The 25246-nt window shown below is 69.7% G+C and carries 24 protein-coding genes; 7 read left to right on the top strand and 17 right to left on the bottom strand.

Features of this window, described 5'->3' with window-relative positions:
- Nucleotides 1-54: 54 nt before the first annotated feature.
- Both ppk1 and hemB read right to left on the bottom strand, forming a co-directional pair.
- A complete protein-coding gene (ppk1, locus tag C9F13_RS05965; protein WP_108445257.1) occupies nt 55-2259 on the bottom strand; it encodes a polyphosphate kinase 1 in 2205 nt (734 codons plus the stop codon).
- A gap of 46 nt (nt 2260-2305) precedes the next feature.
- A complete protein-coding gene (hemB, locus tag C9F13_RS05960; RefSeq protein ID WP_108445256.1) occupies nt 2306-3313 on the bottom strand; it encodes a porphobilinogen synthase in 1008 nt (335 codons plus the stop codon).
- Nucleotides 3314-3529: 216 nt separating this feature from the next.
- On the opposite strand from hemB, the gene elbB reads away from it, so the two are divergent.
- On the top strand, nt 3530-4192 hold the full coding sequence (elbB, locus tag C9F13_RS05955; protein ID WP_108445255.1) for an isoprenoid biosynthesis glyoxalase ElbB: 663 nt from the start codon (nt 3530-3532) through the stop codon (nt 4190-4192).
- A 139-nt stretch (nt 4193-4331) separates the two neighbouring features.
- On the opposite strand, the gene tatC is transcribed toward elbB, so the two are convergent.
- From tatC to C9F13_RS05890, 13 genes are all read right to left on the bottom strand, one after another.
- On the bottom strand, nt 4332-5111 hold the full coding sequence (gene tatC, locus C9F13_RS05950; RefSeq protein WP_108445254.1) for a twin-arginine translocase subunit TatC: 780 nt from the start codon (nt 5109-5111) through the stop codon (nt 4332-4334).
- Nucleotides 5108-5527 (bottom strand): Sec-independent protein translocase protein TatB, encoded by a 420-nt coding sequence (gene tatB / locus C9F13_RS05945; protein WP_108445253.1) that lies wholly within the window; start codon nt 5525-5527, stop codon nt 5108-5110. Before tatB ends, tatC begins: the two co-directional genes overlap by 4 nt.
- A 6-nt stretch (nt 5528-5533) precedes the next feature.
- On the bottom strand, nt 5534-5806 hold the full coding sequence (tatA, locus tag C9F13_RS05940) for a Sec-independent protein translocase subunit TatA (RefSeq protein ID WP_108445252.1): 273 nt from the start codon (nt 5804-5806) through the stop codon (nt 5534-5536).
- A 52-nt stretch (nt 5807-5858) separates the two neighbouring features.
- Nucleotides 5859-6194: a phosphoribosyl-ATP diphosphatase gene (locus C9F13_RS05935; protein ID WP_108445251.1), complete on the bottom strand. Its 336-nt coding sequence runs from the start codon at nt 6192-6194 to the stop codon at nt 5859-5861.
- A 24-nt stretch (nt 6195-6218) separates the two neighbouring features.
- Nucleotides 6219-7841: a ubiquinone biosynthesis regulatory protein kinase UbiB gene (gene ubiB, locus C9F13_RS05930; RefSeq protein ID WP_108445250.1), complete on the bottom strand. Its 1623-nt coding sequence runs from the start codon at nt 7839-7841 to the stop codon at nt 6219-6221.
- Nucleotides 7838-8494, bottom strand: a complete 657-nt coding sequence (locus C9F13_RS05925) for a ubiquinone biosynthesis accessory factor UbiJ (RefSeq protein WP_108445249.1) — start codon at nt 8492-8494, stop codon at nt 7838-7840. Before C9F13_RS05925 ends, ubiB begins: the two co-directional genes overlap by 4 nt.
- Before the next feature lie 7 nt (nt 8495-8501).
- On the bottom strand, nt 8502-9257 hold the full coding sequence (gene ubiE, locus C9F13_RS05920) for a bifunctional demethylmenaquinone methyltransferase/2-methoxy-6-polyprenyl-1,4-benzoquinol methylase UbiE (RefSeq protein ID WP_108445364.1): 756 nt from the start codon (nt 9255-9257) through the stop codon (nt 8502-8504).
- A 213-nt stretch (nt 9258-9470) separates the two neighbouring features.
- The gene (locus C9F13_RS05915) at nt 9471-9854 is read right to left on the bottom strand and encodes a gamma-butyrobetaine hydroxylase family protein (protein WP_108445248.1); all 384 of its coding nucleotides are present in this window, start codon (nt 9852-9854) and stop codon (nt 9471-9473) included.
- A 172-nt stretch (nt 9855-10026) separates the two neighbouring features.
- Entirely contained in the window at nt 10027-11349 is a 1323-nt protein-coding gene (hslU, locus tag C9F13_RS05910; RefSeq protein WP_108445247.1) for an ATP-dependent protease ATPase subunit HslU, read from the bottom strand.
- Nucleotides 11350-11351: 2 nt separating this feature from the next.
- Entirely contained in the window at nt 11352-11870 is a 519-nt protein-coding gene (hslV, locus tag C9F13_RS05905) for an ATP-dependent protease subunit HslV (protein ID WP_108445246.1), read from the bottom strand.
- 140 nt (nt 11871-12010) lie between these two features.
- Entirely contained in the window at nt 12011-12733 is a 723-nt protein-coding gene (locus C9F13_RS05900; protein WP_108445245.1) for an SPOR domain-containing protein, read from the bottom strand.
- 3 nt (nt 12734-12736) lie between these two features.
- A complete protein-coding gene (argS, locus tag C9F13_RS05895; protein ID WP_108445244.1) occupies nt 12737-14422 on the bottom strand; it encodes an arginine--tRNA ligase in 1686 nt (561 codons plus the stop codon).
- A 103-nt stretch (nt 14423-14525) separates the two neighbouring features.
- Nucleotides 14526-16769, bottom strand: a complete 2244-nt coding sequence (locus tag C9F13_RS05890; protein WP_245888707.1) for a primosomal protein N' — start codon at nt 16767-16769, stop codon at nt 14526-14528.
- A gap of 147 nt (nt 16770-16916) precedes the next feature.
- Between C9F13_RS05890 and rpmE the strand changes: the two genes are divergently transcribed.
- Nucleotides 16917-17129: a 50S ribosomal protein L31 gene (rpmE, locus tag C9F13_RS05885; protein WP_108445243.1), complete on the top strand. Its 213-nt coding sequence runs from the start codon at nt 16917-16919 to the stop codon at nt 17127-17129.
- A gap of 264 nt (nt 17130-17393) precedes the next feature.
- The gene (locus tag C9F13_RS05880) at nt 17394-18665 is read left to right on the top strand and encodes a malic enzyme-like NAD(P)-binding protein (RefSeq protein WP_108445242.1); all 1272 of its coding nucleotides are present in this window, start codon (nt 17394-17396) and stop codon (nt 18663-18665) included.
- Nucleotides 18666-18752: 87 nt separating this feature from the next.
- Here the strand turns inward: C9F13_RS05880 and C9F13_RS05875 are convergent, their stop codons facing one another.
- Nucleotides 18753-19517, bottom strand: coding sequence for a DUF481 domain-containing protein (locus tag C9F13_RS05875; RefSeq protein ID WP_108445241.1), 765 nt, complete (start codon nt 19515-19517; stop codon nt 18753-18755).
- A gap of 101 nt (nt 19518-19618) precedes the next feature.
- Nucleotides 19619-22153: a penicillin-binding protein 1A gene (locus C9F13_RS05870; protein WP_108445240.1), complete on the bottom strand. Its 2535-nt coding sequence runs from the start codon at nt 22151-22153 to the stop codon at nt 19619-19621.
- Between the two features lie 265 nt (nt 22154-22418).
- Here C9F13_RS05870 and pilM point away from each other — a divergent pair, with 265 nt between their 5' ends.
- Genes pilM through C9F13_RS05850 form a run of 4 tightly spaced genes read left to right on the top strand, consistent with a single transcriptional unit; the run spans nt 22419 to nt 25217 of the window.
- Nucleotides 22419-23480 (top strand): type IV pilus assembly protein PilM, encoded by a 1062-nt coding sequence (gene pilM, locus C9F13_RS05865; protein WP_108445239.1) that lies wholly within the window; start codon nt 22419-22421, stop codon nt 23478-23480.
- On the top strand, nt 23477-24058 hold the full coding sequence (locus C9F13_RS05860) for a PilN domain-containing protein (RefSeq protein ID WP_108445238.1): 582 nt from the start codon (nt 23477-23479) through the stop codon (nt 24056-24058). Before pilM ends, C9F13_RS05860 begins: the two co-directional genes overlap by 4 nt.
- Nucleotides 24055-24687 carry a type IV pilus inner membrane component PilO gene (locus C9F13_RS05855; RefSeq protein WP_108445237.1) on the top strand — a complete coding sequence of 211 codons (633 nt, stop codon included), beginning with the start codon at nt 24055-24057 and terminating at the stop codon, nt 24685-24687. The genes C9F13_RS05860 and C9F13_RS05855 overlap by 4 nt, the downstream gene beginning before the upstream one ends.
- On the top strand, nt 24684-25217 hold the full coding sequence (locus C9F13_RS05850) for a pilus assembly protein PilP (protein ID WP_108445236.1): 534 nt from the start codon (nt 24684-24686) through the stop codon (nt 25215-25217). The genes C9F13_RS05855 and C9F13_RS05850 overlap by 4 nt, the downstream gene beginning before the upstream one ends.
- Nucleotides 25218-25246: the final 29 nt, after the last annotated feature.

Below are 25246 nucleotides of genomic sequence, written 5' to 3'. Positions count from 1 at the left end.
CGAGAAGGCCCCTGCCATCGGCAGGGGCCTTCCTCGTTCAGGGCGCGCGAGGGGTCAGGCCCGGGCGGCGTAGGCGAAGAGCAGGGTCTCCTGGGCGCTGATCGGCGCGGCACCGCCGGCCTGCTGCTTGACGTAGAGGCCGTCGCTGCCGAGCAGCCAGCTCTGGCAGTTGTCCACCAGGTAGGTCTCGAGGTCCTTGCGGACCCGGGCGGCCAGCTTCTTGTCGAGCAGCGGGAAGCAGGTCTCCACCCGGTGGAACATGTTGCGCGCCATGAAGTCGGCGCTGGAGCCCCAGGTCTCGGACTTGCCGTCGTTGTGGAAGTGGAAGACCCGGGTGTGCTCGAGGAAGCGGCCGATCACCGAGCGCACCCGGATGGTCTCGGAGATGCCCGGCAGCCCCGGGCGCAGACAGCACATGCCGCGGATGATCAGGTCGCACTCGACGCCGGCCCGGGAAGCGCGGTAGAGCGCCTGGATCAGCTTGGGCTCGGTCAGCGAGTTGCACTTGATGATCAGGTGGGCGCGCTTGCCCTTGCGGGCGTGCTCGGTCTCGCGGTCGATCTTCGCCACCATCTGCTCGTGCAGGGTGAAGGGGGCGTGGAGCAGCTTCTCGATGTGCCGCGCCCGGCCCATGCCGGTGAGCTGCTGGAAGACCTTGTGCACGTCGGCACAGAGCACCGGGTCGGCGGTGAGCAGGCTGTAGTCGGTATAGAGCCGGGCGGTCTTGGAGTGGTAGTTGCCGGTGCCGAGGTGGGCGTAGTGGCGAAGCCGGCCCCGCTCGCGGCGCACGATGTGCATCATCTTGGCGTGGGTCTTGTAGGCCATCACCCCGTAGATGACGATGGCGCCGGCCTCCTGCAGGCGCGAGGCGAGCGCCAGGTTGTCGGCCTCGTCGAAGCGCGCCCGCAGCTCGATCACCACCGTGACCTCCTTGCCGTTGCCGGCGGCCTCGACCAGGGCGTTGACGATGGGGGAGTCGGCGCCGGTGCGATAGAGGGTCTGCTTGATGGCCAGCACGTCGGGGTCGCGGGCGGCCTCGCCGAGCATCTGCTCCACCGGGGTGAAGGACTGGAAGGGGTGGTGGAGCAGGATGTCGCCCTCGGCGATCACCCCCAGCAGGCTGTCGGCCTTGAGCAGCGACTTGGGCAGCCCCGGCGTGAAGGGGCGGTAGAGCAGCTCGGGGCGCTCCACCGTCTCGAGCACCGACATCATGCGCGTCAGGTTCACCGGGCCGTCGACCCGGTAGAGGTCGGCCGGTTCGAGCTGGAACTGGCGCAGCAGGAAGTCGGCGAGCTCGTCGGGGCAGTTGTCGGCCACCTCCAGGCGCACCCCGCTGCCGTAGCGGCGCGAGAGCAGTTCGCCGCGCAGCGCCGAGGCGAGGTCCGAGACCTCCTCGGGGTCCACCGAGAGGTCGGCGTTGCGGGTCAGCCGGAACTGGTAGCAGCCGAGCACCGTCATGCCCGGAAAGACCTCCTCGGCGTGGGCGTGGATCATCGACGACAGGAAGACGTACTCGGAGAAGCCCTCCTCGCAGACCTCCTCGGGCAGGGCGATCACCCGCGGCAGCGAGCGCGGCGCCGGCAGGATGGCGAGCCCTCCCTCGCGGCCGAAGGCGTCCTTGCCCTCGAGCTGGACGATGAAATTGAGGCTCTTGTTGACCAGCCGCGGGAAGGGGTGGGAGGGGTCCAGGCCGATGGGGCTGACCACCGGGATGATCTCGGCGGCGAAGTACTCCTGCACCCAGGCGCGCTGGGCCTCGGTCCAGTCGCCGCGGCGGCGGAAGCGCAGCCGCTGGGTCTCCAGGGCCGGAATCAGCACCTCGTTGAGGATCTGGTACTGGCGCGCCACCTGCTCGTGGGCGATGCGGGCGATCTCGGCCAGCACCGAGCGGGGCGAGCGGCCGTCGGCGCCGGTGGACTCGTCGCCCAGCAGCACCTGGTGCTTCAGGCCGGCCACGCGGATCTCGAAGAACTCGTCCATGTTCGACGAGAAGATCAGCAGGAACATCAGCCGGTTGAGCAGCGGGTGGGCCTCGTCGAGGGCCTGTTCGAGCACCCGGACGTTGAACTGCAGGTGCGAGAGCTCGCGGTTGAAGTAGAGGCCGGGGTCGGTGAGGTCGGCCTCCGGGTCCGGCAGCGCCTTGGGCTTGATGCCGGTGCGGGTCTGGTTCAGGCGCGGGGCGGGGGGCTCGGGCAGTTCGCCGCCCGGCACGGTCTGTCCCGCGTCCTGATGGGGGATGGGGTCGCGCGTCTCGTCCATGGGAGCTCCCTGTCGTCATGCGGAAGGGGCGCGACCCTCCCGTCGGCTAGCGGGCGAGCAGTCGCGCCGCCCGCTTGGCAAAGTAGGTGAGCACGCCGTCGGCGCCGGCGCGCTTGAAGCAGAGCAGCGACTCGAGGATGACCGTGTCGGCTTCCAGCCAGCCGTTCTCGAAGGCGGCCATGTGCATGGCGTACTCGCCGCTCACCTGGTAGGCGAAGGTGGGCACCTTCAGCTCGTCCTTCACCCGGCGCACCACGTCCAGGTAGGGCATGCCGGGCTTGATCATCACCATGTCGGCACCCTCGGCCAGGTCCAGGGCCACCTCGTGCAGCGCCTCGTCGCCGTTGCCCGGATCCATCTGGTAGGTGGTCTTGTCCGCCTTGCCCAGGTTGCCGGCGGAGCCCACCGCGTCGCGGAAGGGACCGTAGTAGCGCGAGGCATACTTGGCGCTATAGGCCATGATCCGGGTGTTGACCAGCGCCTCCTGCTCCAGCACCCGGCGGATCGCGCCGATGCGCCCGTCCATCATGTCCGAGGGGGCCACGACGTCGGCGCCGGCCTCGGCGTGGGAGAGGGCCTGCTTGATCAGGGTCTCCACGGTGCGGTCGTTGTGCACATAGCCGGCCTCGTCGAGGATCCCGTCCTGGCCGTGGCTGGTGTAGGGGTCCAGCGCCACGTCGGTGATCACGCCGAGCTCGGGAATCGCCGCCTTGAGGGCCCGCACGCTGCGCTGCACCAGGCCCGCGGCGTTGAAGGATTCCTCGGCCAGCTCGCTCTTGAGCTCGGTGCCGACCACCGGGAAGAGCGCGATGGCCGGGATGCCGAGCTCATGGGCCTCGCGGGCCTCCTCGATCAGCAGGTCGATGGAGAGGCGCTCCACGCCGGGCATCGAGGTCACCGCCTCGCGCTGGCCCTCGCCCTCCAGCACGAAGACCGGCCAGATCAGGTCGGCGGCGGTCAGGGTGTGCTCGCGCATCAGCCGGCGCGAGAAGTCGTCGCGGCGCATGCGGCGCGGGCGGGCGGTCGGGAACTGGCGTGGGGTCGTGAAGCTCAAGGCGTCTCTCCGGAAGTGGGGATCTCGGCCGCCACGGCTCGATGGTGGCGGCGCAAGATGACGAAACGATGACATGGGGTCGACTGCCCTCGAGTATATCAGTGTCGACAGGCGTCGAAAGACGCGCCTTGTCGCACCCCCGCCGACTCTCTAAAGTGGAGAGCTTGCGATTTCAGGGCCTGGCTTTCACAGGCGCCAACCTACAAGGAGAAAGGCATGAGCAAACAGGTGGCGGTGATCCTCTCGGGGTGCGGGGTGCAGGACGGATCCGAGATCTACGAGACCACCCTGACGCTGCTGCGCCTCGATCAGCTGGGCCTGGGCTATCGCTGCTTCGCCCCGGACATCGACCAGCATCATGTCATCGATCATCGTCACGGCACGCCGGTCGAGGGCGAGACCCGCAACGTGCTGACCGAGTCGGCGCGGCTGGCCCGCGGCGAGATCTCGCCCCTCGACGAGCTCGATGCCGAGGCGTTCGACGCGGTGATCCTGCCCGGCGGCTTCGGCGTGGCCAAGAACCTCTCGGACTTCGCCGAGGCCGGCGACGGCCTGCAGGTGATCGAGGCGCTGACCGAGGCGCTGGCCGGCTTCCACGAGGCGCGCAAGCCGATCGGCCTGATGTGTATCAGCCCGGTGCTGGTGCCGCGCCTGCTCGGCCCGGGCATCGCCGTGACCGTGGGCAGCGATCCCGGCGTCGCCGGCGCGATCAGCGCCATGGGCGGCCTGCACCGCAGCTGCGGGGTGGAGGACATCGTGCTCGACTTCGAGAACCGGGTGGTGACCACGCCGGCCTACATGCTGGCGACCCGCATCAGCGAGGCGGCGACCGGCATCTTCAAGCTGGTCGATCGCATCGACGAGCTGATGGACCTCTAGGGCCGACGGCCAGGCGAGGCCACAACGGCCCGCCCCCGAGACGAAAAACGCCCAGCGGCTGTGCCGCTGGGCGTTTTTCGTGGCGAGGCGTGATCCTGGCGGGACGCGCCTTGGCAGCGCGTATCGACGCCCCGGGCCCTTAGCCCTCGTCGTCGTTCGCCGTGTCTTCGGCGTCCTGGTCGCGCTTGCGGCGCACCAGCCGGCCGAACAGCAGGCCCACCTCGTAGAGCAGGTACATCGGCACCGCCAGCAGGCTCTGGGAGACCACGTCCGGCGGGGTCAGCAGCATGCCGATGACGAAGCAGCCCAGCACCACGTAGGGGCGCTTCTTCGACAGGCTCTCCACCGTGGTGGCCCCGGAGAGGATCAGCAGGAAGGTGGCGATGGGGATCTCGAAGGCCACGCCGAAGGCGAAGAACAGCTTGAGGACGAAGTTCAGGTACTGGTTGATGTCGGTCATCACCGCCACGTTCTCCGGCCCGGTCTGGGTGAAGAACTGGAACAGCAGCGGGAAGACCACGTAGTAGGCGAAGGCCGCACCGCCGTAGAAGAGCGCGATGCTGGAGGCGAGGATCGGCAGGGCCAGCGCCTTCTCGTTGTCGTAGAGCCCCGGCGCCACGAAGGCCCAGGCCTGGTGCAGCACGTAGGGCACGGCGGCGAACACCGCCACCACCAGGGTCAGCTTGAAGGGCGCCAGGAAGGGCGAGGCGACCTCGGTGGCGATCATCTGCGAGCCTTCCGGCAGCAGCGCCATCAGCGGCTGGGCGACGAACAGGTAGATGTCGTTGGCGAAGGCATAGAGCCCGAGGAAGATCACCAGGATCGCGATCACCGCTCGCATCAGCCGCGAGCGCAACTCGATGAGGTGCTCGATCAGCGGAGCCTGGTTCTGTTCCTGGGGATCACCGGTCTTGCTCATCGGGAGGCGGAATCCTTGTCGGCGGTGGAGGCATCGGCGCTGCGCGGCTGATCATCGCCCTCGGAGTCCTGGCGGGCCCGGGCCAGGGCGTCGTCGAGGCGCTGCTCGGCCGGCGCGGCCTTGCTGCGCGGGGGCGAGGCGGACGTGCCGCCGTCATCCTCGGCGATGCTCTCCACGCCCCGCTTGACCTGCTGGACGCCCTCGTCGAGCTTCTTCTGCTGCTCGTTGAGCTTCTGGCGCAGCTCCTCGGCCTCGAGCTGGGCGCTGATCTCGCTCTGCATGCCCGAGACCGTGCGCTTGATCTTGCCGATCCACAGCCCCAGGGTGCGGGCGGCCTTGGGCAGGCGCTCGGGACCGAGCACCAGCAGGCCCACCACGCCGATGATCATCAGTTCGAGAAAGCCCATATCGAACATGGCGGCTTACTTGCGCTCTTCCGAGTCCTCGGCCTTCTTCTCGGCCTTGACGTCGTAGGTATTGATCCCCTCGTCGTCATGGCTGACGCGGGCCTGGGGATCGTTCGCCTGCTCGTCCTCGGCTTTCTCGCCCTTCTCCTCGTCGTGCATGGCCTTCTTGAAGCCCTTCACGGCGCCGCCCAGGTCGCCGCCGACGTTGCGCAGCTTCTTGGTGCCGAAGATCAGGATGATGATGCCGAGAACGATCAGCAGCTGCCAGATACTGATACCACCTAACATAGTTGCTTCCTCAGGTTGGGGCTCCGGGGAGGCCCGGAAGGGCCAGTTGACGCTAGGGTTGCCGTGCGGCCTTCTCGTCGTGTCCCGAGACGCCGAAGCGGCGGGCCAGCTCATCCAGGACCGCGCCGTGGTCGAGGCCCAGGTGCGAGAGCATCACCAGGCTATGAAACCACAAGTCGGCCGTTTCGGCGATCAACGCCTGTTGCGCCGCCGCATCGCCGTGCTCGGCGTCCTTGGCCGCCAGCAGCGTCTCCGTGGTCTCCTCGCCGACCTTCTCGAGGATCTTGTTGAGCCCCTTGTGATGCAGGGCAGCCACGTAGGAGCTGTCGGGATCGGCCTGGCGGCGCTGTTCGAGCACGTCGTGCAGTCGGTCCAGTATATCGCTCATGGGACAGGGTTCCATTGCTTGAGGTCAGTTCCAGGCCAGCAGCAGCACGCCGAGGCCGGCGGCGGCGAGCACCGGCCAGGGCTGGCCGGCGGCCCATGCGTGGAGCGGCTGCCAGGCCAGCGCGGCAACCAGCAGCAGCAGGCCCAGGCGCAGCCGCCGGTGGCGATGGCCCTGGCGCACCAGCTGGCGGGAGATGTCGCCCATGGCGGTCGACTGGCGACGGCGCTGGCGATGCTCCTGCTCGGCCCGGGAGAGCGCCTGATGGGCGAGCACCGGCAGCTCCGGCAGCTGGCGGGAGAGCTCGGGCGCCTGGCGCTTGAGAGACTCCAGCAGGCCGCGGGCGCCGGCGCGCTCCTTCATCCAGCGCTCCAGGAAGGGCTTGGCGGTGGCCCAGAGGTCGAGATCGGGGTAGAGCTGGCGCCCCAGTCCCTCGATGTTGAGCAGGGTCTTCTGCAGCAGCACCAGCTGGGGCTGCACCTCCATGTTGAAGCGGCGCGCGGTCTGGAAGAGCCCCAGCAGCACCTGGCCGAAGGAGATGTCCTTGAGCGGCTTCTCGAGGATCGGCTCGCACACCGTGCGCACCGCCGCGGCGAACTCGTTGGCCCGGGTCTCCTCGCCCACCCAGCCGGACTCGATGTGCAGGGCGGCCACCTCGTAGTAGTCCTGGTGGAAGAAGGCCAGCAGGTTGCGCGCCAGGTAGTCCTGGTCCTCGCGGGTGAGGCTGCCGACGATGCCGCAGTCGATGGCGACGTACTGGGGATCCTCGGGATGTTCGTAGGCGACGAAGATGTTGCCCGGGTGCATGTCGGCGTGGAAGAAGTTGTCGCGGAACACCTGGGTGAAGAAGATCTCCACGCCCCGCTCGGCGAGCTTCTTGAGGTTGGTGCCCTGGGCGATCAGCGCCGCGGTGTCGGCCACCGGCACGCCGTAGATCCGCTCCTGGACCATCACCCGGCGGCGGGTCAGCTCCCAGTGGATGGCCGGCACGTAGAGTAGCGGCGAACCCTTGAAGTTGCGCTTGAGCTGGGAGGTGTTGGCGGCCTCCTTGGTCAGGTCGAGCTCGTCGAACAGCGTGGACTCGTAGTCGCGGACCACCTCTACGGGACGCAGCCGGCGCGCCTCGGGGATGCGCGCCAGCACGCTGGCGAAGCGGTACATCAGCGCCATGTCCTGGCGCATCACCCGGTCGATGCCCGGGCGGATGATCTTGACCACCACGGCCTCGCCGTCGTGCAGCCGCGCGGCATGCACCTGGGCGACGGAGGCCGAGGCTAGGGGCTCGGGCTCGAAGCTGGCGAAGGCCTCCTCCAGCGACATCTCGAGCTCCTCCTCGACCAGCGCCATGGCCTGGTGGCCGGGGAAGGGCGGCACCTGGTCCTGGAGGCGCTGCAGCTCGTCGGCGATGTCCTCGGGCAGCAGGTCGCGGCGGGTCGAGAGCATCTGGCCGAACTTGACGAAGATCGGGCCCAGCGACTCCAGGGCGAGGCGCAGGCGCTCGCCCCGGGAGCGCTCGCCGATCGGCACCAGGCGCAGCGGCGAGAGCAGGAACAGGCCGCGCAGCCACCAGGGCAGGCGCGCCAGGGGCAGCAGGGTGTCCAGGCGGTAGCGGGTGATCACCCAGACGATGCGCGCCAGTCGCAGGATCATGAGGGGACCTCCGCCGCGGCCAGGCGACGGCGCAGCCGGGCCAGGCGGGCCTCGAGGCGGTCGGTGGCGATCTCCAGCTCGGTCATGTGGTCGCGCAGCGCCTCGATCTGGTGGCGTCCCGGCAGCAGCCGCGCCTCCTCGAAGACGTACTCGCCGACGTCGGCGCAGAGTTCCTGGCGGGTGCGCAGCCCCCACTGGGAGAGGCTGCGCACGCCCTCGGCCAGGCTATGGGCCGGGATGTCGCCGAGCCAGCGGGCGAGCTCGCCCTCCCAGTCGAGGTCCAGGTCGAAGAGCAGGTCGCGGGTTGCCTCGAGCAGGTGGGTGCGCCCGCGCACGGCGAGCTTGCCCTGGAACATCAGCCGCTCGATGGGGGCGCCGCCGAGCAGCTCGCCGAGGGTCTCGGCGTCGAGCTCGACCACCGCGTCGAAGGCCGCTTCGTCGAAGGCTGTCTCGTCGGTCAGGTCGGGGCGCAGCAGGTCGATGCCCGCCGGGTGGAAGTGCAGGGCCAGCGCCAGCTCGGGGCGCTCCAGGCGCAGCAGCACGCGCTGGCCGGCGAGCCGGGCCAGCCGCGCCGGCGCCGCGGGATCCCGGGCGAGCAGGGCGTTGAGGGTGCGTTCGAGACCGGCCAGCAGCAGAGTGGGTGACAGCGACATCATGCCCTCACAGCTTGATGCCGCGATGCAGGGCGACGATGCCCCCGGTGAGGTTGGTGTACTCCACCCGCTCGAGCCCGGCGGCCTCCATCATGCCCTTGAGGGTCTCCTGGTCGGGGTGCATGCGGATCGACTCGGCCAGGTAGCGGTAGCTCTCGCCGTCGCTGGCCACCAGCTCGCCGATCTTCGGCAGCAGGCGGAAGGAGTACTCGTCGTAGGCCTTGGAGAACAGCGGGTTGCCCGGCTTGGAGAACTCCAGCACCAGCAGGCGCCCGCCCGGCTTGAGCACCCGGGTCATGGAGCGCAGGGCGGCGTCCTTGTCGGTGACGTTGCGCAGGCCGAAGGCGATGGTGATGCAGTCGAAGCTGTTGTCGGGGAAGGGCAGGCACTCGGCGTTGGCCTGCACGTACTCGACGTTGCCACCGACGCCATGGTCGAGCAGCTTGTCGCGGCCGACACGCAGCATGGACTCGTTGATGTCGGCCAGCACCACCCGGCCGCGGGGGCCCACCATGCGCGAGAACTTGGCCGTGAGGTCGCCGGTGCCGCCGGCGATGTCGAGCACGCTGTGGCCGGGACGCACGCCGGAGCGCTCGATGGCCAGGCGCTTCCACAGGCGGTGGATGCCCAGCGACATCAGGTCGTTCATGATGTCGTAGCGAGCCGCCACCGAGTGGAAGACGTGGGCCACGCGGGAGGCTTTCTCCTCGACCGGGACTTCCTGGTAGCCGAAGTGGGTGGTGTGCTTGTCACTGGCGCTCATGCCGTGGGGCTCCCGAATCGCTGCGGTGGGGGCGGGCCTGGCGGCCTCGCCGATGGGCGCCATTGTAGCCCTCCCCGATGACGATTGTCTTGACGGAGGCCGATTGTCTGGGCTCCCGAGATGGAGAGAAGAGGGGCGCCGGGGTGCGACGGATTCGACCACGTCACCGGAGCGCCGGCCCGCCTCCGGCGCCTTGCGAAGCATTCCCCTGTCCTACAGCTGCTTGATCTCGATGCCCAGCGGCTCCCGCGAGGCGCCCGCCTCCTCGAGCCGGCGCAGGTAGTCGGCCCAGTTGGCCTCGCGCCGCCGGATCAGGTCGTATAAGTAGTCCCAGCTGTAGAGGCCGCTGTCGTGGCCGTCGTCGAAGTGCAGCTTCAGCGCGTAGCGCCCGGCCTGGGTGATGTTCTTGAGGCCGACGTCCTTCTTGCCCACCTGCAGGGTGGCGGAGTCCGGACCGTGGCCGCGCACCTCGGCGGAGGGCGAGAAGACGCGCAGGTACTCCACCGAGAGCCGATAGGACTCGCCCTCGGCGTAGGTGAGCTCGAGCTCGCGCTCCTTGCGGTGGTAGTGCACGTTGGTGGGAATCGGGGCTGTCATGGTGAGGCTCCGCAGCAGCGTTGGCGGTGAGCGGCTGTCCCGGGAGCCGCTCGTGTCGGAGGCGCTGTGAACCCTTCCCTGGGCGCTACATTTGCCATCCTTGGCCAATGACCTCCTCTACGAGCGGTTCCCGACGCCGCGCTACCCATTGGCCCTCAGCTCGGGGCCGGGCTTACAGAATATACCGCGACAGGTCCTCGTCCATCGCCAGCTCGCCGAGCTGGGAGTCGACGTAGGTGGCGTCGATCGTCAGCGGGCTGCCGAAGTCGCCGCCCTGGTAGGAGGCCTCCTCGAGCAGGCGCTCCATCACGGTGTGCAGGCGGCGCGCGCCGATGTTCTCGGTGCCCTCGTTGACCTTCCAGGCGATCTCGGCGATGCGCGCGATGCCATCCTCGGTGAAGGCGACCTCGAGCCCCTCGGTGGCGAGCAGCGCCTGGTACTGCTTGGTCAGCGCCGCGGAGGGCTCGGTGAGGATGCGCTGGAAGTCGTCCGGCGTCAGGGCGTTGAGCTCGACGCGGATCGGCAGGCGGCCCTGCAGCTCCGGGATCAGGTCCGACGGGCGCGACAGGTGGAAGGCGCCGGAGGCGATGAACAGGATGTGGTCGGTCTTGACCATGCCGTACTTGGTGGAGACCGTGGAGCCCTCGATCAGCGGCAGCAGGTCGCGCTGCACGCCCTCGCGGGAGACCTCGCCGCCGCTGGACTGGCCGCTGCCCTTGGAGACCTTGTCGATCTCGTCGAGGAAGACGATGCCGTTCTGCTCCACCGCCTCGATGGCGCGGCTCTTGATGTCGTCCTCGTTGACCAGCTTGCCGGCCTCCTCGTCGCGCAGCAGGCCGAGGGCGTCCTTCACCGCGACCCGGCGGGTCTCGCTCTTCTGCTTGCCCATGCCGGCGAACAGGTTCTGCAGCTGGCTGGTCATCTCCTCCATGCCCGGCGGGGTCGTGATGTCCACGCCCGGGCCCTGGGGGGTGACCTCGATGTCGATCTCCTTGTCGTCGAGCTGGCCCTCGCGCAGCTTCTTGCGGAACAGCTGGCGGGTCGAGCTGTCCTGGCGCGGCTCGTTCTCCTGGCCGCGGGGCGGCGGCAGCAGGGCGTCGAGGATGCGCTCCTCGGCGGCGTCCTCGGCGCGGTGGCCAACCTCCTCCTTGGCCTGCTCGCGGACCAGCTTGATGGCGGCCTCGGTCAGGTCGCGGATGATCGACTCCACGTCGCGGCCCACGTAGCCCACCTCGGTGAACTTGGTGGCCTCCACCTTGATGAAGGGCGCGCCGGCCAGCTTGGCCAGGCGGCGGGCGATCTCGGTCTTGCCGACGCCGGTGGGGCCGATCATCAGGATGTTCTTGGGCGTCACCTCGTGGCGCAGCTCGCCGTCGAGCTGCATGCGCCGCCAGCGGTTGCGCAGGGCCACGGCCACGGCACGCTTGGCGTCCTGCTGGCCGACGATGTACTGGTCCAGGGCGTGGACGATCTCGCGGGGGGTCATCCGGGTCATGATCAGAGCTCTTCCAGCGTGACGTTATGGTTGGTGAACACGCAGATGTCGCCGGCGATGGCCAGGGACTTCTCGGTGATGTCGCGGGCGGAGAGGTCGGTGTTCTCCAGCAGGGCGCGGGCGGCGGAAAGTGCGAAATTGCCGCCGGAGCCGATGGCGATGATGCCGCGCTCGGGCTCCACCACGTCGCCGTTGCCGGTGATGATCAGCGAGGCGTCCTTGTTGGCCACGGCGAGCAGCGCCTCCAGGCGGCGCAGGGCGCGGTCGGTGCGCCAGTCCTTGGCCAGCTCCACGGCGGCCTTGACCAGGTTGCCCTGGTACTTCTCGAGCTGGGCCTCGAAGCGCTCGAAGAGGGTGAAGGCGTCGGCGGTGCCGCCGGCGAAGCCGGCCAGCACCTGGCCGTGGTAGAGGCGACGTACCTTGCTGGCGTTGCCCTTCATCACGGTGTTGCCCAGCGAGACCTGGCCGTCACCGGCCAGCGCCACTTGGTCGCCGCGGCGCACGGAAACGATCGTGGTCATGGAGGGGACTCCTTGGGGGAGGGAAAAGCTCCCGATGACTGGCGGCGCCTCGGTCGAAGCGAGGCGCCGGGGTGAACTCAGGGGGAAGTGCGGGCGGGGCGCGCGGAATTCAACCTTGGTCGCGCCCCGCGGCGGGCGCGTCAGTTCTGCAGCTGGATCAGCAGCGGCTCGATGCCCTGGGTGGTCATCAGGTCCTGGGCACGGTTGAGCTCGCGCCGATCGCTGTAGGGCCCGACCTGGACGCGGTGCCAGGTGTCGCCGCCGCCGGTCTTGACCTCGCTGATCTTGGCCAGCAGGCCGAAGTCCTTGAGGCGACCGGCCAGCCGGTCGGCGTCGCTGGCCTCGCGGAAGGAGGCGGCCTGCAGCATGAAGCGGGCATTCGCGTCCGAGGCGGCGGGCCGCGCGGCCTCGTCGGCCTCCATGTTGGCGGCGATCACCCGGGCGATGGGGTCGTCGTCGGTGGCCGGCTCGGCCCGCTCCGGCGCGCTCTCGGCCGGGGCGGGGCGCGGCGGCGGGGTCGCCGTGGAGCTCGGCACCTTGCCGCCCGGGGCGATCACCTCGGACTCCGGCAGCAGGGTGTAGAACTCGAAGGTCGGCATCGGCGGCTCGTCGGGTTTCTCGGGACGCGACTCTTGCGGGGACGCCTCGCGGCCCTCCGGCTGGGAGAGTACCCTCGCCAGCCGCGAGTCGTCGTCCTGCCAGGGGGCGACGCCCTGCTGGTGCTGGGCCAGCAGGAAGCCGGCCACCAGGCCGGCGAGCCCCCACAGCCACCCCGGCAGGCCGCGACGCGGGGACGGGGCGGCACGGCGGCGCGGGGTGCTGGTGGCGCCGCGCTTCTTGGCGGGGGGCTTGCGGGTGGCCATGGCTTACATCTCCTCGGGCGCGCCGACACCCATCAGGTCGAGGCCGTTGCGCAGCACCTGGCGGGTGGCCAGGCCCAGCGCCAGGCGGGCATTGCGCAGGGCGTCGTCGTCGACCATCACCTTCACCGCGTTGTAGCAGGTGTGGAAGTCGGCGGCGAGGTCGAGCAGGTACTGGGCGATCTGCTGCGGCTCGTGGGAGGCGGCGGCGTGGGCGACCACCTCGGGGTAACGGGCCAGGCGGTTGAGCACCGCCTTCTCCTGGTCGCTGTCGAGCAGCGCGAGCTTGTCCATGGCGAGCTCGTGGTCGAAGGCCAGGCCCTCGGCGTCGGCCTTGCGCAGCATGCTGCAGACCCGGGCGTGGGCGTACTGCACGTAGTAGACCGGGTTGTCGTTGGACTGCGAGCGGGCCAGGTCGATGTCGAAGGTCAGCTGCGAGTCGGCGCGCCGGGCGGCGAGGAAGAAGCGCGTGGCGTCGCGACCCACCTCGTCGATCAGGTCGCGCACCGTGACGTAGCTGCCGGCGCGCTTGGAGAGCTTCACCTCGACCCCGGAGCGGGTGACCATCACCATCTGGTGCAGCACGTAGTCGGGCCAGCCCGTCGGGATACCGGCCTCCAGCGCCTGCAGCCCGGCGCGCACCCGGGTCACGGTGGAGTGGTGATCGGCGCCCTGCTCGTTGATCACGGTGGTGAAGCCGCGCTGCCACTTGTCGAGGTGGTAGGCGACGTCGGGCAGGAAGTAGGTGTACTGGCCGTCGGACTTGCGCATCACGCGGTCCTTGTCGTCACCGAACTCGGTGGTGCGCAGCCACAGGGCGCCGTCCTGCTCGTAGGTGTGGCCCTTCTCGATCAGCCGCTCGACCGCGGCCTCGACCTTGCCCTGCTCGTAGAGCGAGGACTCCAGGAAGTAGACGTCGAACTCGACGCCGAAGGCCTTGAGGTCCAGATCCTGCTCGCGGCGCAGGTAGGCCACGGCGAAGTCGCGGATCGCCTCGAGGTCGTCCGGGTCGCCGGCGCCGGTGACGTGGCGGTCGTCGGCATGCACGGTCTCGCCGGCCAGGTAGCCGTTGGCGACGTCGATGATGTAGCCGCCGCGGTAGCCGTCCTCGGGCCAGCCGGCGTCGCCGGGGTCGATGCCCTGCACCCGGGCCTGCACCGAGCGCGCCAGGTTGGCGATCTGGGCGCCGGCGTCGTTGTAGTAGAACTCGCGGGTCACGTCATGGCCGGTGGCCTCGAGCAGCCGGCAGATGCAGTCGCCGATCGCCGCGCCGCGGCCGTGGCCGACGTGCAGCGGCCCGGTCGGGTTGGCGGAGACGAACTCCACCTGCACCTTCTGCCCCTGGCCCGCCAGGTTGCGGCCGAAGGCGTCGCCGGCCTCGAGCACCTGGCGCACCACCTGGGCGGCGGCGTCGGTGGCGGCGAAGAAGTTGACGAAGCCGGGGCCGGCGATCTCGACCTTCTGCACGGCGTCGCTCTCCGGCAGCGCGGCGACCAGGGTCTCGGCCAGCTCGCGGGGCTTCTTGCCGGCCGGCTTGGCGAGCATCAGCGCGAGGTTGGTGGCGTAGTCGCCGTGGGCCTTGTCGCGAGTCGGATCGACCTTGATGGTGGGGGCGATCTCGGCGGGCACGACGCCCTGTTGCCGGAGGTTGTCCAGGGCGCCCTCGAGCAGCGCGATGATGGTCTCTTTCATGGAAGTGTCCGGTGTCCTGTGGCGGGGGCGATGCGGTGCGACCGCCCGGGCGAGTCTGGGGCGCCATTATCGGCAATCGGCGCCGGGCTTTAAAGGTGTGGTGTCAGGCCAGGGTCTGCGGATCGATGTCCAGCGACCAGCGGACCCGTCGCGCCTCGGGGCGGGCCTCCAGCCAGGCGATCAGCCAGGCGCCGGCCTCATGGAGCCGGCTGCGGCGCGCGGCGGAGAGCATCAGCTGCAGGTGGTAGCGGTTCTGACGCCGCTCCATGGGCGCCGGCACCGGCCCCAGGCAGTCGACCTCGAGGCCGCGCTCGGCGAGCCAGCCGCGCAGCGCCTCGGCCGCGAGGGTCCCGAGCTCGACCACCGCCGCCTCGTGGGGCGCCTCCAGGCGCAGCAGGGCCAGGAAGCGGAAGGGCGGCAGCTGGGCGGCGCGGCGCTCCTCGAGCAGCTGGGCGGCCAGGGCATCGTAGCCGGCATCGGCCAGCAGGCGCAGGTGCGGGTCGTCGGTGTGCATCGTCTGCACCAGCACCCGGCCCGGGTGCGCGGCGCGCCCGGCGCGTCCCGCCACCTGCTCGAGCAGCTGGGCGCTGTGCTCCAGGGCCCGGAAGTCGCTGGCGTAGAGGCCGGCGTCGGCGTTGACCACCACCACCAGGGTGACGTGGGGCAGGTGGTGGCCCTTGGCCAGCATCTGGGTGCCCACCAGCAGGCAGGGCTCGCCGCGGCGTACCTCGGTCAGCACCTGCTCAAGGGCGTCGCGGCGCCGGGTACTGTCGCGGTCGATGCGGTGCACCGGCGTCTCGGGGAAGAGCGCCGCCAGGGTCTCCTCGGTACGCTCGGTGCCGCTGCCCAGCGGTCGCAGGTCGATGCTGCCGCAGTCGGGGCAGGCATCGAGCAGGGCGCGGCGGCGGTCGCAGTGGTGGCAGGCCAGCAGGGGCGGCTGGCGGTGCAGGGTCATGCGCGCATCGCAGTGGTCGCACTCGGCCAGCCAACCGCAGGCGTGGCAGGCCAGCGTCGGGGCGAAGCCGCGGCGATTGATGAAGACCAGCACCTGATGGCCGGCGGCCAGGGTCTCGCCAATGGTCTCGATTACCGGAGGGATGAGCCCGGCCCGGCGCTGACGGCCGCGCAGGTCGACGAGCTCCAGGCGCGCCGGGGCATGGCGGCTGGCGCGCCGCGTCAGGCGCAGGTGGCGGTAGTCGCCGGCCTGGGCGCGCTGCAGGGTCTCCAGCGATGGCGTGGCCGTGCCCAGCAGCAGCGGGATGCGATGGCGGTGGGCGCGGGCCACGGCAAGGTCGCGGGCGTGGTAGCGCAGCCCGTCCTGCTGCTTGAAGGAGCCGTCGTGCTCCTCGTCGACGATGATCACGCCGGGCGCGGCCAGCGGCGTGAAGATCGCCGAGCGGGTGCCGATGACGATCGGCGCCCGGCCGCTGGCGGCCGCCTCCCAGGCGTCCAGGCGCTCGTGGTCGGTGAGCCCCGAGTGCAGCGCCACCACCGGCACCCGGAAGCGGCTGCGAAAGCGCGCCAGCGTCTGGGGGGTCAGGCCGATCTCGGGGACCAGCACCAGCGCCTGGCGCTGGCGACCGATGACGGCCTCGATGAGCTGCAGGTAGACCTCGGTCTTGCCGCTGCCGGTGACGCCGTGGAGCAGGCAGGGATGGAAGGCGTCGAGGTGCTCGTGCAGGGCGCCCAGCGCCGTGGCCTGCTCGCGGTTGAGGGGCAGGGCGGGCTCGGCCAGCAGCTGGCCGTCGTCGCTCGGTGCGCCGCCCGAGAGCGGCTCCTCGTGGCGCTCGACCAGGCCCTTGTCGGCCAGGGCGCGCAGCTGGTCGCGGCTGAACGACTGGGCGAGGATCGCCTGGCTGACCAGACCGTGGGGGTGCTGGCGCAGCATGGCGAGCAGCTCGGCCTGGCGGGGCGCCCGGGCGAGGCCCGGCGGATCGGCCTGCGCGCCGGCCTGCGTCACGCCCCAGCGCTCGCGGGTGCGGGCCTCCAGGGCACGCCCCTGGCGCAGCAGCACCGGCATGGCCTGGTGCAGGGTGTCGCCGAGGGCGTGCTGGTAGTAGCGGGCGGTGAAGCGGCAGAGCCACAGCCAGTCGGCCGGCAGCGGTGCCTCGTCGAGGCAGGCGTCCACCGGCTTGAGGCTCGACAGTGGCAGTTCGCTGGCGTCGCGGCACTCCACCACCACGCCGACGACCTGGCGCCGCCCGAACGGGACCCGCACGCGCAGCCCCGGCTGCCAGCCGCCGGGGGGCGCCTCGCGGCCGGGCCGGTAGTCGAACAGGCGGCGCAGCGGCGAGGGCACCGCGACGCCCAGCACGCGGGGCGCGGGCGAATGGGGGAAATCGGGCAATTGGCCTCCGGCATGGGCTCTGCTAGAATACTTCGCCGCTGCGGACACCCTGGGTGCCTGGCGGCAACCGGTTCGCATGTACAGACAACCCGTATGCGGTGCCTGGCAGAAGATCAGGTGGCGGCATACAGCTTCGTGAGGCTCAAGATGAAACAAGGTATCCACCCGGATTACAAGACGGTCAACGTGACCTGCTCCTGCGGCGCCACCTTCGAGGTCGGCTCCACCTCTGGCCACGACTTCTCCCTGGACGTCTGCTCCCAGTGCCACCCGTTCTACACCGGCAAGCAGAAGCAGGCGACCACCGGTGGTCGCGTCGAGCGCTTCAACAAGCGCTTCGGTGCCGCCATCAAGCGCTGAGCCGACCGGCACATCGCTGTCTCGAGAAACCCGCCCACCGAGGCGGGTTTCTTCGTTTCCGGTGCTCGGCCGCGGCGCCCGCCGCTCGTGCCGTCGCGACGATAAGGAAAACGTTATGGCTGATCCGTTCAGCCATAAGTTTCGACAAATGACCGAAAACGTCTTCAAACGGGGCGGGAACGGCGGGGAAGTGGGTCGAGTTGAGCACTCCGCTATTCTTGTATACACTGGCTGGCCCATCATCGGCTACCGGATACTCTCAGCATGACGGACGCGAAGAAGCAGGCGGCGCTGGATTACCACGCGAAACCTTTCCCGGGGAAGCTCTCCGTGGAGCTCACCAAGCCCACCGCCAGCGCTCGGGACCTGTCCCTGGCCTACAGCCCCGGGGTCGCCGAGCCGGTGCGCGAGATCGCCAACGATCCGGAGAACGCCTACCTCTATACCGGCAAGGGCAACCTGGTCGCGGTGATCTCCGACGGCAGTGCCATCCTCGGCCTCGGCAACCTGGGCCCCCTGGCGAGCAAGCCGGTGATGGAAGGCAAGGGCGTGTTGTTCAAGCGCTTCGCCGGCATCAACTCGGTGGACGTCGAGGTCAATGCCGAGAGCCCTCAGGCCTTCATCGACACCGTGGCGCGCATCGCCGACACCTGGGGGGGCATCAACCTCGAGGACATCAAGGCCCCGGAGTGCTTCGAGATCGAGCAGGCGCTGGTCGAGCAGTGCAGCATCCCGGTCTTCCATGACGACCAGCACGGCACCGCCATCGTCACCGCCGCGGGCATGCTCAACGCCCTGGACATCGCCGGCAAGTCGCTGGACAGCGCTCGCATCGTCTGCCTGGGCGCCGGGGCAGCCGCCATCGCCTGCATGAAGCTGCTGGTCTCCTGCGGCGCGCATCCCGAGAACATCGTGATGCTCGACCGCAAGGGCGTGATCCACAGCGGCCGCGAGGACCTCAACCAGTACAAGGCGATGTTCGCCTTGGAGACGGACAAGCGCACCCTGGCCGACGCCATCGACGGCGCCGACGTCTTCGTCGGCCTCTCCGGCCCCGGCCTGATGAGCGCCGACCACATCCGCAGCATGGCGCCCAACCCGGTGGTCTTCGCCTGCACCAACCCGGACCCCGAGATCCATCCCGACCTGGCCCGCGAGGTGCGTCCGGACGTGATCATGGCCACCGGTCGCTCCGACTACCCGAACCAGGTCAACAACGTGCTGGGCTTCCCGTTCATCTTCCGCGGGGCGCTCGACGTGCGCGCCACCCGCATCAACGAGGAGATGAAGGTCGCCGCCGTCCACGCCCTGAAGGACCTGGCCCGCGAGCCGGTGCCCCAGGCGGTGCTGGAGGCCTACGAGATGGAGGAGATGACCTTCGGCCCCAACTACATCATCCCCACCCCGGTGGACATCCGCCTGCTGGAGCGGGTGCCGGCGGCGGTGGCCCAGGCGGCGGTGGACTCCGGGGTGGCGCGCAAGCCCTATCCCTCCCACTATCCGCTGCGCTCGGCGGAGGACGTCTACGGCATCTGAGCCGCCGACGCCCCTCGCGCTGCATGACGACGCCGGCCCTCGGGCCGGCGTCGTCGCGTTCGGGTGATGGGACGCTCCGGCGGCGGCCTACCAGTTGTAGAGCAGCGAGGCCGAGGTGGTGCGGTCGGTGCGCGCCTCGGCGTCCTCGGGCGGGCGCGAGGTGTCCTTGATCTCGTGGGAGAGCTTGAGGGCCAGGTGGGCGTTGAGGCGCGCGGTGAGCGCGGTCAGCGAGCGCGAGGTGACGTTGGCGTCGGTGGCCTCCACCGAGAGCTCCTGCTCGAGGCTGGCGGTCTCCGAGAAGTCCCAGGCGTAGGCCAGGGCGCCGTAGGCCACGCCGAGCGATTCGTCCTCCTTGTCCACGATGCGGTCGTAGCGGTAGCCCGGCCCGGCCTCCAGCGAGAGCCGCTGGTGCTCGTCGTCGATCAGGTCGCGGCCATAGCCGCCGATGGTGGTGAACTGCTGCTCGTAGCCGCTGAAGCGATCGCGGTCCCAGCGGGCGAAGCCGAACAGGTAGTGGGGACCCTCGAGGTCGAAGCGCTTGCGGCCGGCGACCAGGTACTGCTCGGCGCTGGTCTCGTCGTCGCGGGAGACGTTGCGCACCTCGGCGCGCAGGGTGCGGGTCCATTTTCCGTTCAGCCAGGTGAGCCGGCCCTTGGCGATCAAGGTCTGGCTGTCGGTGTTGCCCGACAGGTGCGTGTAGCCCAGTTCGGCGCTGCCGGTGAGCCCCTCGGCGTGCTTCTCGGGCGGCGGGGGCGCGTAGAAGGGACTGGCCTGTCCGCTCCCGGCGATCGCCAGCAGCCCGCCCAGGGCCAGCCAGCGGGGCAGTCGGAGCGAGGGTAGGGGGTACGGCATGGTCGATCTCGTCGGGTTGCCGTGTCGGCGTCCGCCGACGCGGCGCTTTCGGTGCATGGGGCGGGCGGCCTGGCGGCCGCCCGAGGCGGAGGGGCGCCGGCCTAGAAGATGGCCTCGTAGGCGCCGGTGCCCTGGGAGCCGCTCTCGCGCTCGACCTCCTGCTCGACGCGGCGCGGCTGGAAGCCGGGCAGGTGGTCGGCCATGAACAGCTCCTCGATGCCGCCGCCCTGGCCGTCGCGCAGGCGGCGGCCGGTGTCGGGATCGACTCGTTCGGTGACCACGCCGGAGGGGCGCTCGGGCCAGCGTTCGGGCTTGCCCTCCAGGGCCTGGCCCATGAAGTCCATCCAGATCGGCAGGGCGACCTGGGAGCCGTACTCGGCGGTGCTCTCGTTGTTGTCCTTGCCCACCCAGGTGGTGGCCACGAGGTCGCTGTTGAAGCCGGCGAACCAGGCGTCCCGCTGGTCGTTGGTGGTACCGGTCTTGCCGACGATGTCACCGCGCTCGAGGGCCAGGGCCCGGCGGGCGGTGCCGCGCTCGACCACGTCGCGCAGCATGTCGCGCAGGATGTAGACGGCGGCCGGGTCGGCCACCCGAGGCGCCACCTCGTAGGTCTCGCCATCGATCTCGACCATCATCTGGTCGTCGCGGCAGTCGCGGCAGGCGACCCGCGGCGAGGCCTCGTCTACCACGGAGGACGCCTCGTCGTCGCCCCGGGTCACCCGGTCGATGAACCAGGGGGAGACCTGGAAGCCGCCGTTGGCCAGCACCGCGTAGGCGTTGGTCATCTCCAGCGGCGTCAGGCTGGCGCTGCCCAGCGCCAGGGAGAGGCCGCGCGGCAGCTGGTCGGGGTCGAGGCCGAAGCCCTCGAGGAACTCGATGGTGCGCTCCAGGCCCAGCGACTGCAGCACGCGAATGGTGACGAGGTTGCGCGAGCGCGCCAGGGCGACCCTGAGCCGGGTCGGGCCGAGGAAGTCGCCGCTGGAGTTGGAGGGGCGCCACAGCTCGTCGCTGCCGTCCTGCAGCACCACCGGGGCGTCGTTGACCACGCTCGCCGGGTTCATCTCGCCGCTGTCCAGCGCCGCCAGGTAGACGAACGGCTTGAAGATCGAGCCGGCCTGCCGGCGCGCCTGGGTGGCGCGGTTGAACTTGCTGGCGTCGAAGTCGAAGCCGCCCTGCAGGGCCAGGATGGCGCCGTTGTCGGGGTCCATCACCACCAGCGAGCCCTCGGCCGCGGGGCGCTGGGAGAGGCGCCAGCTGCCGTCCTCGTTCTGCAGGATGCGCAACAGCGAGCCGCGGGTCGCGATATCGTCGGCCGAGTTCGGCGGCCTGCCGCGGCTGTAGGGGCTCAGGTAGGGATCCGCCCACTCCAGGCCGCTCCAGGGCAGGGTGATGACCTCGCCGCCGCGGGCCAGGACGCGCATCTCGCGCCCCTCGCTCTCGACCACGATGGCGGGCTTGAGCGGCCCGAAGGCGGGCGTGCGCTCGAGCACCTGCAGCCAGTTGCTGACGTCGCCCTCGATGCCCTCGATCTCGGTCTGGCTGCGCTCGGCGGCGCGCCGCGCGGTCTGCATGATCTCCGGCGACTCGGCGAGCTCCTCCTCCAGCCCCTCGCGGTCGGTGCGCTCCTGGGCCTCGGCCAGGCTGCGCGGGATGTCGGTCTGCTCCGGGCCGCGCCAGCCGTGGCGGGTGTCGTACTCGATCAGGCCCTCGGCCAGGGCGCGCCCGGCCAGCGGTTGCAGCTCGCTGTCCAGGGTGGTGTGGATGCGATAGCCGCCGGTGTAGGCCCGGTCGCCGTAGCGGTCGATGGCGAACTGGCGGGCCATCTCGGCCACGTAGTCGGCTTCCACCTCGACCTGGGCCAGGTGGCGGCGGGCGGTGACCGGCGCCTGCACGGCCTCCTCGTAGGCTGCCTCGTCGATGTAGCCGAGCTCGCGCATGCGGAACAGGATCCAGTTGCGGCGAATCAGCGCGCGCTCGGCGTTGGCCAGCGGGTTGAAGGCCGAGGGGGCCTTGGGCAGGCCGGCGATCATCGCCTTCTCGGCCAGGGTCAGTTCGTCGAGCGGGCGGTCATAGTAGACCTCGGAGGCCGCCGCGATGCCGTAGGCTCGGTTGCCGAGATAGATCTTGTTGACGTAGAGCTCGAGGATCTCCTGCTTGGAGAGGATCTGCTCCATCTGCAGCGCCAGCAGGATCTCGCGGATCTTGCGGGTGAAGGTCTGATCCAGCGTCAGCAGATAGTTGCGCGCCACCTGCATGGTGATCGTCGAGCCCCCGGACTGGATGTCGCCGCCGCTCGCCGCCAGCTCCACCGCGGCCCGCAGCAGGCCCTTGGGATCGACGCCGGCATGGTCGAAGTAGGTCGCGTCCTCGGCGGCCAGCAGGGCGTCGATCAGCTCCTCCGGGATCTCGGCATAGTCAACCGGGGTGCGGCGCTCCTCGCCGAACTCGCCGATCAGCTTGCCGTCGCGGGTGAAGATGCGCAGCGGCGTCTGCAGCTCGAAGTCCTGGAGCTGGCGCACGTCGGGCAGGCCGGGCGCGAAGTAGAGCGCGGCACCCACCACGCCCAAGACGCCGGCGGCCGACAGCGAGACCAGCAGCCAGAGGATGGAAACGACCAGGGTTCTGAGAAACTTCATGAAAATGCGGTATCCATGCTGGGAACGGGGGCGGAGTGGTGGCGATGCAGTGGCCCTCCCTCGGGGCAGCCATTATAGGAAGCCGAGGGGGTGGTCACCAGCGTTGACGCATGGCGACACCGTCGATCGTGTGAGATTCGGAAATATCATGTAATCTGCGTTTACGGACCTGGGTATGACGATCACCATGCGCAAAGACCCGGTTTGAAAAGGGCAATTATAATGAGCGGCGCGCCGCAGGGATCAGGCAGGGGCATGACATACGATGCGACTGAGAGCACCCGGTAAGGGACTGATCGGTGTCGATATCACCTCGGCTACCGTCAAGGTCATCGAACTGAAGCGCGCGGGTGGCCACTATCAGGTGGAAAGCTACGCCGTGCGCCCGCTGCGCGAGGGCGCCGTGGTGGAGCGGCGGATTCGCGACATGCCGGCCGTGGTGGACGCCCTCAGGCGCGCCGTGGACCACGCGCGCCCCAGTACGCGCAATGCAGCGGTGGCCGTGCCGGCCGGCGCGGCCATCACCAAGACGCTGTCGTTTCCTGCCTCGCTCGACGACGGCGAGATCGAGACCCGCATCCAGCTCGAGTCCGACCGCCATATCCCCTTTCCGTTCAATGAGGTCGCCTTCGACTTCCAGCGCCTCGGCCTCAACTCGCGCTACGGTGACCAGCAGGACGTGCTGCTGGTGGCCTGCCGCCAGCAGGACGTCAACCAGCTGACCGAGGCGGTGCTGCAGGCCGGGCTCACCCCGGCCGCCGTCGATGTCGAGACCTTCGCCATGGAGCGCGCCTTCCAGGAGCTGCGCCACCAGCTGCCGTCGGAGGGCGGCGAGCAGGAGTGTGTGGCGCTGGTCGATATCGGCGCCACCATGAACGCCTTCCACGTGCTGCGCGACGGCCGTGTCACCTACAGCCGCGACACCGTGTTCGGCGGCCGCCAGCTGACCGACGAGATCCGCAACCGCTACGGGCTGACCCTCGAGGAGGCGGGGCTGGCCAAGAAGCGGGGCGGCCTGCCCGACGACTACCAGCGCAGCGTGCTGGATCCCTTCCTCGATACCCTGGTGCAGCAGGTGGGGCGCTCGCTGCAGCTCTACTACACCGCCGGGCGCAAGCAGGAGGTGCGGCGCATGATCCTGGCGGGCGGCACCAGCGTGCTGCCGGGCCTGGCCGAGCGGCTGGCCGAGGAAAGCGGCATGGAGGTGGTGATCGCCAATCCCTTCCGCCGCATGAAGGTGAGCGCCCGCATCGACGTCCCGACCCTGGCCGGTGACGCCCCGGCCATGCTCACGGCCTGCGGCCTGGCGATGAGGGTAGGCAAATGACGACCATCGAGATCAACCTGCTCCCCTGGCGGGAGGAGATGCGTGCCCGTCGCGGCAAGCGGTTCGCCACGGCCATCGTGCTGAGCGCGCTGGTCGGCCTGGGCGTCGGCTACGGCATGACCTGGTACCTCGATCAGCGCCTCGAGGATCAGCAGCAGCGCCAGCAGCTGATCAAGGCCAGGACCGCCGAGCTGGATCGCGATATCCGCGCGGTGAGCCAGTACGAGGAGCAGATCGCCTCCCTGAACCGCCAGATCGAGGTCTTCGAGCGGCTTCAGGTCGGGCGTCCGCAGACGGTGCATGTCTTCAATGCCCTGGTCGACAGCCTGGAGGAGGGGGTCTACTACTCCTCGCTCAGCCGCCAGGGAGATCAGCTGCGGCTGACCGGCCTGGCCGAGGACAATAGCCGTGTCTCCGAGCAGCTTCGCCAGCTGGAGGCCTCACCGGTCTTCGACGTGCCGGTGCTCTCCGAGGTGGAGAGCGCCGAGGACGAGATGCGCCGCTTCAATCTCAGCGTCAACCAGCACATGCCCGGCACGGAAGGTGTCGAGGATGCGGCAGGCACGGAGGCGCCATGAACCTATCCACCGAAGTGCGTCGTCTTCGCGACATGGACTGGGGGGAGCTGGACGTCAAGGAGTCCGGCAGCTGGCCCTTCCTGCTGCAGCTGATCTGCTGCGTGCTGGTCGTCGGCCTGACCGTCGCCGGCATGTACTGGTACCTCGCCGCGCCGAAGGTCGAGGCGCTCGAGCAGGCGCAGCGCGAGGAGCAGCGCCTGCTGCGCGATTACCGCAGCAAGTCGGCCCAGGCCGCCAACCTGCCAGCGCTGCGCGAGCAGGTCGAGGAGCTCGATGAGCGCCTGTCGGCGCTGGTGGCGATGCTCCCCGGGGGGGCCGAGATCCCCTCGCTGATCGACGACATCAGCGAGGCGGCACTCGATAACCAGCTCTCCATCGACTTCATCCGCCTGCGCAGCCCGGTGCCCCGGGAGTTCTACGTCGAGCGCCCCTTCGATATCCGGGTGCAGGGCGACTATCACCGCGTCGCCTCCTTCATCTCCAGCGTGGCCGATCTGCCGCGCATCGTGACCCAGCACGATTTCAGCCTGGCGCCCACCGACGGGCGCAACCGGCTGCAGCTGTCGATGCTGGCCCGCACCTACAGCTATCGGCCGCCTCAGGAAGTGGTCGAGGAGGAGGCGCCATGAGTCGCTGGTGGACCCGAGTCGCCTGGCTGGTGTTGCCCCTTGCGCTTGGCGCCTGCCGTGACGCCAACCTGGCGAGTCTCGAGCAGGAGATGGAGGCGATGCGCGCCAATCCGGGGAAGGTGGACCTGGAGCCGGTGCCGCCCCTGCCGACTTACGAATCGGTGGATTACTACTTCGCCGACGAGCGCAGCCCCTTCCAGGCGCGTCTGCCGGAACCCGAGGCGCTGCCTGGCGGCGGAGGCGAGGACAGCGACCTGGCGCCGGACGAGACGCGTCCCCGTGAGCCGCTGGAGGCCTATGACCTGGGTCGGCTCGAGCTGGTGGGCACCCTCAAGGTCGGCGGGCAGCCTTCGGCGCTGATCAAGGCGCCCGACGGCAAGGTCCATCGGCTGCGTACCGGCAACCATATGGGGTCCGACTTCGGTCGTATCATCGGCATCACCGATACCACGGTGCAGCTGGTGGAGATCGTGCCCACGGGGCGGGGTGGCTGGATCGAGCGCAGCACTCAGCTCGCGCTCGACGACTAGACAACAAGGAGGCCATGCCGCCTGGCAGG

The organism is Halomonas denitrificans (assembly GCF_003056305.1).
GTDB classification, from domain to species: Bacteria; Pseudomonadota; Gammaproteobacteria; order Pseudomonadales; family Halomonadaceae; genus Halomonas; species Halomonas denitrificans.
This window is presented reverse-complemented; position numbering and strand designations above follow the sequence as displayed.